This is a genomic window from Aliikangiella maris (genome assembly GCF_040719265.1).
GTDB lineage: Bacteria > Pseudomonadota > Gammaproteobacteria > Enterobacterales > Kangiellaceae > Aliikangiella > Aliikangiella maris.
Window position 1 is genome coordinate 136,163 of record NZ_JBFDAH010000003.1, and the last position, 15,603, is coordinate 151,765.

At 39.2% G+C, this 15,603-nt stretch carries 9 protein-coding genes; 1 reads left to right on the forward strand and 8 read right to left on the reverse strand.

Annotation, left to right across the window (positions count from 1 at the left end):
- Positions 1-57 precede the first annotated feature (57 nt).
- A complete protein-coding gene (gene paaG, locus ABVT42_RS03860; protein WP_353873821.1) occupies positions 58-846 on the reverse strand; it encodes a 2-(1,2-epoxy-1,2-dihydrophenyl)acetyl-CoA isomerase PaaG in 789 nt (262 codons plus the stop codon).
- A 188-nt stretch (positions 847-1,034) separates the two neighbouring features.
- On the opposite strand from paaG, the gene ABVT42_RS03865 reads away from it, so the two are divergent.
- The gene (locus ABVT42_RS03865) at positions 1,035-1,622 is read left to right on the forward strand and encodes an acyltransferase (RefSeq protein ID WP_353873822.1); all 588 of its coding nucleotides are present in this window, start codon (positions 1,035-1,037) and stop codon (positions 1,620-1,622) included.
- A gap of 107 nt (positions 1,623-1,729) precedes the next feature.
- Here the strand turns inward: ABVT42_RS03865 and paaZ are convergent, their stop codons facing one another.
- From paaZ to ABVT42_RS03900, 7 genes are all read right to left on the reverse strand, one after another.
- A complete protein-coding gene (paaZ, locus tag ABVT42_RS03870; RefSeq protein WP_353873823.1) occupies positions 1,730-3,778 on the reverse strand; it encodes a phenylacetic acid degradation bifunctional protein PaaZ in 2,049 nt (682 codons plus the stop codon).
- 153 nt (positions 3,779-3,931) lie between these two features.
- Positions 3,932-5,278, reverse strand: a complete 1,347-nt coding sequence (locus tag ABVT42_RS03875) for a dihydrolipoamide acetyltransferase family protein (protein ID WP_353873824.1) — start codon at positions 5,276-5,278, stop codon at positions 3,932-3,934.
- Positions 5,279-5,291: 13 nt separating this feature from the next.
- Positions 5,292-7,394 (reverse strand): alpha-ketoacid dehydrogenase subunit alpha/beta, encoded by a 2,103-nt coding sequence (locus tag ABVT42_RS03880; protein WP_353873825.1) that lies wholly within the window; start codon positions 7,392-7,394, stop codon positions 5,292-5,294.
- Between the two features lie 402 nt (positions 7,395-7,796).
- Positions 7,797-8,615 (reverse strand): M90 family metallopeptidase, encoded by an 819-nt coding sequence (locus tag ABVT42_RS03885; protein WP_353873826.1) that lies wholly within the window; start codon positions 8,613-8,615, stop codon positions 7,797-7,799.
- A gap of 172 nt (positions 8,616-8,787) precedes the next feature.
- Complete coding sequence (locus tag ABVT42_RS03890; RefSeq protein WP_353873827.1) at positions 8,788-11,784, reverse strand: TonB-dependent receptor; 2,997 nt, start codon at positions 11,782-11,784, stop codon at positions 8,788-8,790.
- A 421-nt stretch (positions 11,785-12,205) separates the two neighbouring features.
- Positions 12,206-12,973: a class I SAM-dependent methyltransferase gene (locus ABVT42_RS03895; protein ID WP_353873828.1), complete on the reverse strand. Its 768-nt coding sequence runs from the start codon at positions 12,971-12,973 to the stop codon at positions 12,206-12,208.
- A 583-nt stretch (positions 12,974-13,556) separates the two neighbouring features.
- Positions 13,557-15,467, reverse strand: coding sequence for an ATP-binding cassette domain-containing protein (locus tag ABVT42_RS03900; protein ID WP_353873829.1), 1,911 nt, complete (start codon positions 15,465-15,467; stop codon positions 13,557-13,559).
- Between the last annotated feature and the right edge of the window lie 136 nt (positions 15,468-15,603).

Below are 15,603 nucleotides of genomic sequence, written 5' to 3' on the forward strand. Positions count from 1 at the left end.
GGATTAATGCCTCATGTTAAATTCTTTATTTAGTTGAATATTATATAGTAAATAGCTTTAGCGACCTTTAAAAGCCGGTTCACGCTTTTCCATAAAAGCGGCCACCCCTTCTCGGTAGTCTTCGCTGCGTCCTAAATGTTGCATTAATAATCTTTCCTGCTCTAATTGATCATTTAAGGTATGATCAAAAGTGTTATGCAGTAATCGCTTGATATTTGCCAGTGCTTCAGTGGGCTGAGTGGCCAGGTGTTGTGCCAGCTTTTCGGCTTCAGCCAAATAAACTTCATCCTCCTCAACACCATAGATCAATCCCCATTGCTGAGCCTGTTCAGCTTTTAATTTGTCACCTAACATAGCCATTGCTTTAGCTCTGGGTAGTCCAATAGCTCTAGCAAAGTGCCAGGAACTTCCCGAATCTGGAATCAAACCAATTTTTGCAAAAGAAAGAATAAAGGAAGCTGATTTTGCTGCTATAGTAATGTCACATGCCATCACTAAACTGGCCCCCGCTCCAGCGGCAACACCATTCAGCGCGCAAATAACCGGCATTTTCAAATTGACAATGCGACGAATCAGTGGATTGTAAAATTTTTCGACTGACTGCCCCAAGTCGGGAGCAAACTCGTCAGCACTTACAGCACGATCGTTTAAATCCTGACCTGCACAAAATCCGCGCCCTGCACCAGTCACTAAAAGGCAGCGCGTCTCACCATCAGTTGCAATATTATCTAACGCATTTTGCAATTCCTGATGCATTTCAACATTAAAGCTATTTAATCGATCAGGCCGATTTAAGGTCAATTTACAGACGCCATTTTGTTTTTCTACAATGATGGTTTGGTACATAGTTATGCCTCATTTATAATCAACAGCACTAATTATTCTGTTTCATCGGTGAAACGCTTCACTCGTGAAAAAATTTATCAATGACAATGAAAACATGTCATTAAACGATTAATATCAACTATTTATTAAATAGATTAAGTTAAAGTAATAAATCAATCCACTAATTTAAAACATTCTGGAGAATTCTCGTGCCAATTTATGCTATTGACAATTTAATTCCCGTTGTCAAACAAAATACTTTCATTCATCCCAGCGCCGAAATAATTGGCGATGTTATTATCGAAGAAAACTGTTACATTGGCCCTGGCGCATCACTGCGCGGAGATTTTGGCCGTATTTATGTCGGTCATCACTCCAATGTTCAAGACAATTGTGTGATGCATAGCTTTCCTGATAAAGACTGCCACCTTGCACCTTACAGTCACATTGGACATTGTGCTGTATTACATGGCTGTCATATTGGCGAAAATTCTCTTATTGGAATGAATGCTGTAGTTATGGATGATGCATTCATCGGTCAAGAATCCATTGTTGCCGCCTGTTCATTTGTTCGAGCTAAGTTTGTTGCTGAGCCACGCTCGATGATTATGGGTATTCCTGCCAAAGTTGTTCGCCAAATAACTGATGATGAGATTAATTGGAAAGCTCAAGGTACCCAAGAGTATATACAACTTGCCCAACGTGCAATTAAAACACTTCGAATTGTCGATCCCTTAGCGCAACAACAAACCGATCGCCCCCGTTATCAACATTCAAATCACCAGACCAAAAGCTAGTTTTTTCAAATTAACCGGTTCGTTATTAGGCTGTATTTTATTTTTAAATAAGTCTATTAACGAACCAAAATATTCCATATATTTATAATCAGTTTTTTATTAAATCATTATGCTTCATTTTGTCTTTCAACCAGTGTCAAAATATCATAAATAGCAACCGCTTCGTTATTTTGATTAATGACTTCAACATCCCAAACAACAACACCCGTGACATATTTATCATCAGGTTTTTTTGATTTTTTAATTTTTCGTTTAACTGTTAGCTTAACCTGAATCGTATCACCAATACCTACAGGCTCAACAAAACGCAAATTATCAATACCATAATTGGCAATCACCGGTCCTTGACCTGGATCGACAAACATTCCTGCCGCTGCAGAAATCACAAAATAACCATGTGCAACTCGTTTTTCAAAAAATGAATCTTTAGCTGCAATCTCATCAAAGTGAGCGTAAAAATGATCGCCTGACAAACAGCCAAAATTCACAATATCCGCCTCGGTGACAGTTCGACGGTGAGTAGTTAATGATTCACCGATAGCTAACTCTTCAAAATATTTTCTAAATGGGTGAACACGATCAGAAGTAGTTTTTGCACCGCGTACATATTGATTGGTTATTGCCATTAATGAAGTTGGTGAACCTTGAATGGCACTTCGTTGCATGTAATGTTTAATCGCTCTAACTCCACCAAGTTCTTCGCCGCCACCCGCACGTCCAGGACCACCATGTACCAAACTCGCTAGAGGCGAACCATGTCCGGTCGACTCTTTGGCACAAGCCTGATCAATCACCAGCATTCTGCCGTGGTGTGATGCGGTATTTAAAATGAGTTCTCGAGCATGTTCTTGAGACTTGGTAAAGATGGAACCAGTTAACGAACCTCTCCCCATTTTTGCTAAAGTAATTGCTTGGTCTATTCCATCATACGCCATTAGAGTACTGACTGGGCCGAAAGCTTCTATAGTGTGAGGGATTGAATTATTTAATGGGTTTTGGCAGTGAAATAACGTGGGCGCCATAAATGCCCCTTTGCTATTTCCAACACCAACTGATTGAAAATTTTCGAGGCCATTTAAAATAATTTCACTTCCTTGCTTAAGTTGCTCAACCGCAGCCAACACATCATCACGTTGGTGTTTGCCCACCAAAGCACCCATGCGTACACCGTCTTTTTGCGGATCACCAATTACCGTGCCTTTTAATCGTTTAATCAATGCTTCGCTGACAGCATCGGTTAATGTCACAGGAATTATAGCGCGTCTAATCGCAGTACATTTTTGTCCGGCCTTAACCGTCATTTCACGCGCGACTTCTTTAATATATAAATCAAATTCAACATCGTCGGGCGTCACATCGGGCGCAAGAATACTACAATTAAGCGAATCAGCTTCCATTGTAAATGGAATACTTTTAGCAATAATGTTTGGGTGTGCTTTTAGCTTTTGTCCTGTAGCGGCTGAACCCGTAAATGTTACGACATCTTGCTCGGTTAAATGATCAAGTAAATCGCCAACGCTGCCACAAATTAACTGAACGGAGCCTTCGGGCAAGATTTCAGACTCAACAATGGCTTTAACAACGGCTTCGGTCAAATAGCAAGTGACGGTACCCGGTTTAACAATTACCGGTACACCAGCAATTAAACTTGGGGTAATTTTTTCTAACATTCCCCAAACCGGAAAGTTGAATGCGTTAATATGTACACTAACGCCTTCTTTAGAAGTTAAAATATGCTGACCGACAAATGTACCTTCTTTTGATAATTGTTCAGTAGCCCCTTCTACAATAAAAGTATCATTATTTAATTCTCGACGCGCAATCCCTGAATAACTGAACATGGTCACAATTCCACCTTCAATATCCACCCACGAATCTGCTCGAGTCGCACCAGTCATATAAGATATTCGGTAAAATTCCTCTTTACGATCAAGCAAATATTTTGCCAGTAATTTTATTTTTTCAGCACGCTCATGAATGGTTAATTGACGGAGTTGAGGACCAGCAACTTCTCGCCCATAATTTAAAAACTGATCAAATCCACTGGTTAACGAAACAACATTGCCAATGAATTCATCATTCACCGAATTAACCAATGTGTCTTCTCGTCCATCTCCACTACACCATTGTCCAGCAACGTAACTTTGAATTTTCATGTTTCAATCCTAATGGTTCTATTATTTTTCCAACTGATAATCAATCGCTATCTCAGTTGTTTGCTAAAATTATGTGTTTGTTAATATCTCAATAATTAACATTAAATTTTCTGTATTTATCATCGATATATTTCTAATCTGGATATTTACAGATTACTGTCCCCAGTTTTCAATTATATCAACAAATGCAGTCAAAAATTGGTTGGTTTGATGCGCATCAAGTGCACGATGATCGATACTTAATGAAACATAACACTTGGGTCTGATAACCATTTGATCTTCGCCATTGATACTTTCTACCACCACTCTTTTTTCCAGTTTACCAATTCCCAAAATAGCAACTTCAGGTTGGTTGATAATAATTGGTGCTGCGAACAAACTACCACTGACGCCATGATTCGAAATTGTTATAGTGCCATTGCGCATATCAGCTGGCGTCAATTTACCCTTACGTGCTTTTTCGGTCTGTTGATTAAGACGATAAGCAATTTCAAATAATGTCATTGCCTGAACTTGCTCAACCACTGGAACAACCAGTCCCGCATCACCCAGTGCCGTGCCGACCCCTACATTGACATCATCAAAAACTTCTAAAGCATCTTCATGAAATCTGGCATTCACTTGAGGCACCACTCTGATCGCTTTGGCCATTGCCGCTAAAAAATAAGCAGTAAATGTCAATTTTACGCCCATATCAGCATATTCTTTTTTATGCCATTTACGATGTTCAATTAAGTTAGTCATATCCATTTCGAAAACACTGGTCACATGGGGTGAGGTATGCAATAGACTTTCAACCATGTGACTAGCAATGGACTTACGCATTTGCGAATGTTTAATTTTGTTTCCAACCAACTGTCGACTTGGGCGATTCTCAATTATTGAATATGGAGATTGCGACACCTGACTAACTGACACCGAAGAAGCGATATGGGCAGTGAAAGCCTGAGGATTTTTCAAATAAGCCAGAACATCATCACGCGTAATTCGTCCGCCTTTTCCCGTTCCACGAATAGGCTCCAACTGCAAATCATTTTCTTGAATCAGTCGTCTTACCGCGGGACTAATCAACTTGCGTTGACTTTGCGTTATCTGCGAATCGGCCTGTCCTTCCAGCACTGGATTACTTAAGGTGACTGCATCTTTGCTATCGTGTGGGGCCGAACCGTTGGTTGACGGCTGTGTGGAAGATTGCGCAGAAGGTTGTTGCTGGCGCGACAAATCAGCTTCGTTAGTCAAACCGTTTGAGGTTAACGATTGCTCATCAATTTTACCTAGCACTTGCTCAGTCGCTACGCTATCACCAACTTTTGCGTCTAATGAAGCAATAGTACCTGATGCCAGCGCACAAACCTCCATGACCACTTTGTCCGTTTCAAGTTCTGCAATCGGATCACCATTTTTAACACTATCTCCCTCTTTTACCAGCCAGTTTGCTAAAATCGCCGAAGTGCCCTCAAGCTGCCCTTCAGGTAAAATAATATCAACATAATTTGCCATGAAGGTTCCTCAACTAAATCGCTAATAAAGCTAAAATGGCGGCTTCGATAGACTGCTGTGTTGGTACTGCCGCGTTTAATAAGTGAATATTATGCGGGTTAGGTGTATCGGGCATGGTCAAGCGTTCAATGGGTGCATCTAAATCAAAAAACGCCTCTTTTGCGAGTGTCGCCGCTATTTCTGCACCAAAGCCCGCAGTCAAATTATCTTCATGCACGATAAGACATCGCCCAGTTTTCTTTACCGATTCCAAGACACAGGTTTTATCCCAAGGTTGAATCGTTCTTAAATCAATCACTTCAACGCCCCGATCAAGGTTTAATGCGGCAGCTTCACAGCGTTCAACCATTGCTCCCCAGGTTACAATCGTCAGTCGGTCGCCCGTGAGCAAAGTTTTAGCTCGACCAAATTCAACAATGTAATCATCGCCAGGATAGGGTCTTCTGGCCCATCGATTATCCAGCAAAAAGCGATGTTCAAAAAATATGGTTGGATTATTATCACGTAGCGCATATCGCAAAAGACCCACCGCATCCTCGGCATTTGAAGGCATAGCAACCTGCCAACCTGTTTTATGAGCCCATTCAACCTCATCAGACATCGAGTGCCAAGGATCACCTCTACCTGCAAAACCACCAGGAATACGTACTACCATGGGTGCAGCGAATTGATTGTTAGTTCGCCAGCGCATAATCCCCGTATCAGTGAGTTGCTCGGCAGCAGGTTCGGCATATTTACGAAATTGAATTTCGGGTACTGGCATCAATCCCGCCAGCGCCATCCCGACCGAGCGGCCAATAATGCCTTCTTCAGATAAACTAGTATCAAAAACCCGATAATCACCGTACTTTTGATTAAGTCCGAGAGTCGCCGCATGTACCCCCCCTTTTGGACCGACATCTTCACCAAAAACTAATACTTTAGGGTTTATTGACAGCTCAAAATCGAGAGTCTGACGAATAGCAGTTAACATGTTAAGTCTTGCGCCTTGCGGATTCGGTTCCTGACTTACCACAGGAAAATTATAGCCACTGGCATATAATCCACCTCGCAACTGAATTTCTGGTTTACCTGATGCATCTTTTTCGGCGTATACATAACGTTTGAGCTTTTTGGTATCGGGTTCAGGTCTTTGCTTGGCCTGCTCAACTGCATCTCTTACTTGTTGATAGGCCTTTTCTTCAATATTTTTCCATTGCTTGGCTGAAATAATCTGGTACTGTTCCAGAAAATCTTTTAACTTTGGCAACGGATCATTAGCCTGTTCTTGTTCAACCATTTCAGCAGGCTTGTATGTTTGTGTATCTTGGAAGGTATGTCCACAAAGCCGAGGAACGCGCAATCTTAGTAAACAGGTTCCCTTTCCTGATCGGACATAATCAATTGCATTTTTGATCAATTTAGGGGCTTGAACAGGGCAAGTACCATCACCATCAATAATTTTTAAATTCTTGTATGCCGCCAGATTAGCAACCTGATCTCCACCAGGCGTCTGCACAGTCTGCGGAACAGATATGCCATATCCGTTATCTTCGATATAAAATAAATGCGGTAAATTATTCGTTGTAGAAATGTTAAGCGCAGCCCAGAATCCACTGGTTGACATAGAAGAATCGCCACCCATTGAAACACCAATTGCGCCGCGGTAGCTTTCATCTTTTAGCTGATCCCGATGATAAACAATGGATTGAGCCCAACCCGATATAGGTGAAAATTGCGAGCCCACACCACCACACATAGGAAATAGCATCGCGCCGTCACGTTTTTTATTGGGGTAGTTACATACTACGCCAATATCGCGACCGTCACTATAACCACCAGATTTTGCCATAGGGGATGCTACTGCATCGACAATATCCAAGCCTAACGATAAAACAAAGGGACGCGAACGATAATAACCAGTTGCTCCGTCATGAGGATGATTAAGTAACGAGCCAATAAGTATTTGTGCTAAATCATGACCCCTTGCTGAGAATTGATTAAATACCAATTTCGCAGGTACCAGTTCTTGCTCTTCAATATCATCCATCGCTCGTGAAAGCAGCAATAAATGGGCAACATTTTGCCAATTAAAATCGGGGCTGGGCGCATTCATATCGATCGCTTCTACGGTCATAGTGTGTGCCTTGTCGTTGTATTTCATATTCGGTAATGATGGATTTAAATGTCAAACCTCGGTTTGCTTTAATCCGCGTTAAATTTCTGTGCTACGCATGTATGGTTATTATAGAGCACCTTAAATTGGATTCTCAACATTTTATTTGCACTTACAACTATAAACAAATCTTTACAACATTTTGAAATCAAGTATAAGCAACTGATTGCTAAAGAAATTTCAACTTTAAGACAGGCTTATATATTGTTTTATCAGTCAGAAAATTTACAACCGTGTTACTTTTTACAGATTTTAAATAGACCGTATTGATTTTTATTTTTAAAAATCAATAGGTTAGATATACCGTAGAAATATAAAGAGTGCGCTATAACTAAATATAGTTAAAACAATACGGTAAATACGTTACCAAATCGCTGGGTTTACTTGGTAGTACTGGCTCAATTGTTGATAAAGTTCAATAGAATCTCGTTGCAGTTGTGTTGGTTGTTCGAAGAAAACTTCACTGGCGACAGCGAAAAACTCAGCAGGATTAGTTGCGCCGTAATAATCCAGTAAAGAAGGTTCGCCTCGCACTGCACGCTGCTGTAACTCTTGGAAAGCCTTGGTTAAAATACTCGACCAATTATGCTGAGAATTATTTGGTAAATAAGGCGCGCCGTTTGCGCTGCCAGTTTCTTGATCGAGTTGATGGGCAAATTCATGTATGACCACATTTCGTCCATCATTAAAATCTTTTGCTCCTTCTTTTGAATCCCGCCAGGATAGTACGACTTTTCCGTGATTCCATGACTCACCACTTAACACGCGTTTTTGGTTTTGTAAAACGCCCGCGCCATCATGTCCACTATGATGGGTAATAAAAGCCACCGGATAAACATAAATATAGCGTAACTTTGAATAATAATCGGTAGGTCTATTTAATATAAGCAAACACGCTTGCGCTGCAATGGTGACACGTATCTCGTCAGTAATTTCTATTCCTTTAAAACCAACAAATTGTTTTTCAGCTAAAAAGACTTGAATGTGTTGTTTTAACTGAAGTTGCAAATCAGCAGGCATACGATAAAAATACGGCACATTGCGTTTTAATATTTCTCGCCAGGATTTTTCAAATGGCCGCTGACGAATTTTCTGCCTTTTATGAGCAATCCAGTAGGGTTTTAACAACACATAAGCAATTAATAAAACGGCCAACAAGCCAATAATCATTAGTGGAGACATGGACAATTCAATCACAGTGATAAGCTGTTTGGTAGTAGCAACTTAATTGTGTCGATTGATAAAAACTTCAAGGTGAATAATAACAAAGCCTCCGAATAGAGGCTTTGTTTTTACTAACAGTATTTGTATTAACAAAAATTAGTCAATATCTAATAACTAACCTCTTTGTCCACTAGAATTCTAGACGCGCAGTTAATGACAAATACCGAGGACGTTGTAGAATTTCAGCTACGCCATAGTCGGGGCCAGTCCACTCTCGAACATCGATTGGTGTATCTGCCGCAAACAGGTTATAAACTGTTGCTTTTAACAATAGTCCCTCTAAAATTTCTTCATCTCGATAAGTGAAAGACAAATCAAAATTATGGGTCCAATCTAACTCTCCAGCAGAACCACGAGGAACGGGATTACCAAACTCATCGTAAAATGCACCAATGTATGAACGACTCTGACACGCAGCCCAAGGACTTGTTGGCGCACAACCATCAACACCTTCTGGATGCGGAGTTAGTTTGTTCAAAGGTCGACCTGAGGCACCTCGATACGCTATACCTAAAGACATTGAATCATTGATATCGTAAATACCTGACAATTTAACAGAATGACGGCGATCATTCGGTAAATTACCACTGGCATAATCGAGCGCTTCACCATAGTCATAATCAGAAGTCCATCCCGGATCGGCTTGTCCATTAGTGGTTTTAACTAGTCCTTCTGTATTGCCATAACTATGAGACCAAGTATAAGCGGCATAGATTTCGAAATTTTCGGTAACGGGACCTTGCAGGGTAAAATCCCAAGCAATATATTTGCGTTCTGCTTTTGGCAATAAATGATCTTCGGCGGTTAACGTTATTTCATCAACGTTACCATCACCATCAAAGTCATAAGCAATTTCGACATCATCACCAGGATTTGACAAGACATAAAAGCTTCCTTGGCCAGTATTATCAACAATACCAAGTTCTGCCAGTTTATTCACAAGAACAGGACCATAGTCAGTATCTTCGACAGAACGTTTCAACTCGTTATAGGTTCCGGTAACACTTGCTTGATAGTCATTAAACTGTGTTGAATAACCAATCGAGAATTGCTCAGAGTACATCGCTTCTAGATTTTTAGAAGCAATCAGGTTGGGGTCAGTTATCCCTACTTGACGGAAAAAACGTGGAATTAAATTATCACCGCGAGATGGTGAACCATCAGCTAATAGTGCTGGTGCTTGTTCAGGTGTAGGATTCTCATAATAATCAAAGTATTCAATGGACGAACTACCTTGCGTGATATTCATGCGAGCAGCAACCGGTTGAAAGTAACGACCAAAAGATGCAAATAGTTTATCCTGTCCTTTACCACCAATATCCCAGATAGCAGAAATACGCGGTGCTACATTACCGTCTAAATCGGCATAAGCTTCGCCACTGGAAACCGTATTTTCGAAGTCTACAAATCTGACGCCAAGATTCAATGTCACTTCATCAGTAATTGACCAGACATCCTGGATGTAGAAAGCTTTTGAACTAACTGTTGAATCAGAAAATCTGTTCCGCACTCGACGACGTACAAATTCAGTTCCACTAGACACGCCATCGGTAACAGCCGATGCCCCTATACTACCTACGCCAGCAATACCATAATCCCACCAGCCAGTAGCAGCACTGTTATCGACCTCATTAATATCTCCAACCACTGCGCCATTTTGGCGATTATTAACATAAACATCGATTTCATATTGGTCAACGCCAAATGAAATAGCATGATCATCAAGATCTAAATGAAAATCTGCGCGAAATTGATCACGAGTAAATTCCTGTTGCTCAATAACACTGTCACTGTGACTGCTATAACCAATACAAGTCCCTGTCGAGCAATCATTTACTAATGGCAAATCATTCGCTGGTTTTGGAATTTCTTCTTCTTCAGTACGGCCAAATACAACATCTAAGGTTAAATAATCAGATAAATCTCCATGATAAGTAATTCCAATAAAATTACCACCATCTTCGGCATAAGATTTACCATCATTTCCGGCACTAAGTGAACCAATAGTATTTGTATCTTTGTTATATGGCAGCGTTAAACGCTCAGTTTCTCGCTTGGTATTAAAAGTGGTTAATCCAATAGAATGTTCATCAGTAATAAACCATTCAAAATTCGCAAACCAACGATCTGACTGTCTTTCACGTTCAACAAATACCGTATTATTTGCCCATTCATCATTATCACGAATCGGATTGAACAAAACATAGAAGAACGCTTTATCTTCAACAATTGGTCCACTGGCCCAAATATTTAATTCAGTATATTCTGAATCATCACGCTCATTATTCTGGCTGATACCAGGACCAGAACTATAAGAAGCAGGATCACTTTTCAAGCGTATCGAATCATGTGCAGTATAACCAAATTTAGGATCGTATCTGACCTGTGAACCAAATCGAAATTCATTATCACCAGACTTAGAAACGGCATTAATAATTCCACCTAATGCACCGCCAAAATCAGCGGTAACACCACCAGTTTGAACATTGGTTTGCTCTATGGCTTCCCAAGGCATTCTAAACGAACCTAAACCAGATTGGATTTGGGTAATGTTAATACCATTGAGATAATAACCATTTTCAGCAGATGAAGCACCGCCAATAGATGAAGCACCATTAAAGTTTTCAGGCGATCCGTTTTCAACTGTTCCCGCAGTCATTAACACCATAGATTCAAATCCATTTTCAACAGGCATCATTTTAATATCTTCGTAATCAAATGAACGACCTGAAGTTGTTTCTGACATATTTAATCCCTGGATTTGTGTACCAACAATTCGTACAACATTTCCTGAGTCTCCGCCACCTAAAACAGTTTCAATAATTGCTGGCTCCCCGACGACAATTCGTATTGAACTGGTGTCGTTATCATAACCATTGCCAGACACAATAATTTCATATTCCCCAACAGGTAAATTTCTTAATACATAATCACCAACAGAGTTAGTCACAACTGTTCGAGTAATTCCTTTTCCTTTATGTTTTACTGTAATTACCGCATTAGCGATATCTATACCCGAGCTTGATTCAACATGTCCTCGAAGTTCGCCGCCTGTGTCTGCAGCGAGCACTGCCGCAGAGCACAAGGATAAAGCAAAACCAGCGAGTACCTTAGTACATCGTCTCATGAAAGGCTCTCCTAATTTTAATTGTTAATCATATTTTTTGTTAAACGTTTTTCGTTAAACATCGTAGTTAGGTTTTTGCCAGATAACACAAATTACACCTTATCAAAGCAGCCAATTAAAATTAAAATCAAAATTGAATTTTTGTTTTTTATTTTAATTTTTAAAATGTTGTAATTATTCCAGCATAAAAAAAATAGCATAACTCAATCAACATTAACAATATCGACAAATTTTAAGTCATTTGACAAAATATTTTTTTCATTCCCACTTAAAAACTCAATATAAATGCAAGAATTTTGCTTTATCTCACGACCAACAAATTGATCAACTTAGATTTTATTTTACATCATAAAACAATAAAATTTCACAAATTGAGATTGTTTATAGGATATATTTGAGATTTACCCGAAAAATACTTGTTTTAACTTTTTGGTTTAATAAATTTTAAAACCATCCGATCTGTTTGATCACGTTTTAATTTAACATCTCTAACAAAACTATAATCTCGCGTATCTTCAATGGTTAATAAAATCGATGAGTCAATGGCCAACTCAAATCCTACAGAGGTAATTTCATTAATTACCGTTTGTTTATCAATACGATGCAAGCTTTTAGCATCCATAATTCCGCGTCCACCTTTTGCGTTGTGATCAATCACCAAATAAGTTCCACCCGGCTTGAGCACATTAAAAATACGACGATTCATCATGGATCGATTAACCCCCTGCCAAACCGTATCGTGATAAAACAACACCATTAAAACTGCGTCAATTTGCATTGGTAAATTAATTGTATCTAGCTCATCAGTATTTTTGATTACGCAATTTTTCCATATTGGCGTTTCAAAACGCGCAAGCCAGCCTTGCTTGGGATTGTGGAGAAAGTTTGCAAAGCGGTTAATTACATAAGGAGGATTATGACTAACCACTAATCCATTGTTACCAACAACTCGAGCGAGCAGCTCAGAATAATAACCACCGCCAGCCACCAAATCGACAACTCGCATGCCAGGTTTTAAATCGAGTAATTGTAAAACTTGCTCAGGCTTTCGATATTTATCTCGTTTAACTTCATCGGCTGGACGCGGTGGTGATGATAAAATTGTTGATTTTAATTTGTCATCAGCTATCAGAAAATTTGGCAGTACTAATGTAAGCACAACCAATAGTCTCAAACCATTTTTCTTCATGTTATTCTCCTATACTTTTTTAATTGTTTATTTCGCTAATATAGCAATTACAAACCGAGATATTATGAAATCTTAAACGAAATTTAAAAAAGCATATGTTGAAAAATGTATCTAGACATATTTATAGCAGCTATTTTGCTCTGCCGCAGAAAATCCATCAATTATTTACCATTAGTGAGCATACCAATCATGAAAATGACTAATAACAATGTATATACAATAAATAAATCTCTCGTACTGAATTGTATTAGTGAGCAAAAGCTTAAAACATGAAAGCTAGAGCGGATGTATAACTAGGTAAGCACTTTTGGTTGTTCATGATTCTGAGAAACCGCCACCAAGTAGCAACGTTTATTTGGTACGGCCTTGCTGTTGCGGTGTATTTTTAGATAATCATGTAGAGTGGTCTCACCACTTTGCTTAAAATGATAAGATCCAAAAGAGAAAAAAATGATTAATATTTATTATTTGGCTTTACGAAGAATTCCATAAAAAACTTAAAGGCTATAAATAATGTATGATTGTGCTTATAGCCCCATTTATCGGTATATTTATTATTACCATAATGCTATTAGTTAGTTTTTTAGTTGCTTTCTAGGTTTTCCTTTTTGGCTTCTAACGCATCCCAAAGTTCATAATCTTTGGTTAATTGCTGTTGTAACTGCTCAAATTGCTGAATAATTTTATCTGCTTGGTCACGTTGCTGATAAAAATCAGGCTGTGACATTTGTTGCTCAATTTCTGCAATTTGACTTTCCAAGTTTTCTAGTTTTTGTGGCAATTCATCTAATGCACGCTGTTCTTTGTAAGACAGTTTAGTTGCCGTCTTTTTGGGCTTTGCAACTTCCTTAACTTTGTCAGAGGCTTTATTACTTTTAGATTGAGTTAATTCAAAATAATGTCGCCAATCTTGATAGCCACCGACGATATCGATTATTTGATGAAGGTTTTTAGCTTTATCGTCAGCTGAAATTAATTGGTCATCAAATACTAATAATGATGTACAGCAATTATCTAAGAATAAGCGATCATGGCTGATAATAATAACTGTCGCTTCAATTTCTACTAACATTTGTTCAAGTATCTCTAATGTTTCAACATCTAGATCATTAGTCGGCTCATCTAAAACAAATAAATTAGCAGGTCGGGTGAATAGTTTAGCCAAAAGTAATCGATTGATTTCACCGCCAGATAAGCTGCTTGCCGGCGCTCTCACATTATCTGCAGAAAAGTTAAACTCTTGCATATAACTGATGACATGTCGCTCTTTTCCATCGACCACGACAAATTCCCGACCATCTGCAATATTGTCAGCCACTGTTTTCTTCAGATCAATCGCTTCACGCAATTGATCAAAATAGGCAACTTCAAGCGAATCACTAACAGTTAATTGTCCAGCAAATACTGGAATCTTACCTAATAAGGTACGAATAAACGTTGTTTTTCCACTGCCATTATTACCCAGTATACCTAGCTTATCTCCCTTTTGAATGATTCCCGAAAATGGCAAATTCAGTGCTTTGTCAAACCCCACTTGCAATGCTTCCATTTTTGCAACAATTTTACTGCCCGATGTACTCACCGTTGCCTGAATCTTGCTATGGCCAATTTGGTTAATGCGTGCAGCTCTTTCTTCGCGCATTTTTTTCAACGCACGAACTCGTCCTTCATTACGGGTACGCCGAGCCTTAATACCTTGTCGAATCCAGACCTCTTCCGCGGCCAGCTTTTTATCGAATTCTGAATTAACTTTATCTTCGTCTTTTAACTGTTGTTCTTTTAACTGGGTGTATTGCAGATAATCTCCCGGATAAAAACGCAGTATCCCTCTATCAAGCTCCATAATGGTATTGGCAACTTTATTAACAAATTGACGATCATGGGAAACGAATAGCAAAGCCCCTTTGAAAAGATTTAGCTGCTCCTCAAGCCATTCGATACTCGTTAAATCTAAATGGTTAGTAGGCTCATCCAAAATCAGCAAGTCAGGTTCTTGTACTAGCGCTTTTGCCAAAGCTGCACGGCGACGCCAACCACCGGATAACTGATTCATGGTGACTTCGCCATCCAAGCCTAGTCGAGAAAGTGTTTGAGTCACTTTAGTGGGAATGCTCCAACCATCATGAGCATTAATCTTTTCTTCTAATTCATGGAGTTTTGGCGAATTAATATCTTCCGTAATCAATTGTTGATAATCGTCAACCCATTGTTTTACCTGACTTAATCCAGACTCAACAAAATCCTTAACTGACATATCTGACTTTTCTGGGAGCGCCTGCGGTAAAAAGCCAATCTTGTGTGTTGTTGAGCGAATAAGATGCCCATCGTCGGCACTGATATCACCTATAATCAGTTTTAACAATGTCGACTTACCTGTACCATTTCGTCCAACCAAACAAATCTTTTGTTTTTCTTCAATGGCAAATTGAGCGTTATTAAGAATTATTTGTGGTCCAAAAGCCAGTGATAACTTATCACCCCGGATTAATGACATGAAATTTCCAAATGCTGAATGAATTATTGGCAGGCATTCTATCAAATATTATTGAAAATTAAATCCAATTAAAGCGTGCACCATTGACTGGTCACAATTAAGCGACAAGCCAATGGTGAATGGTAATATTTTAAAA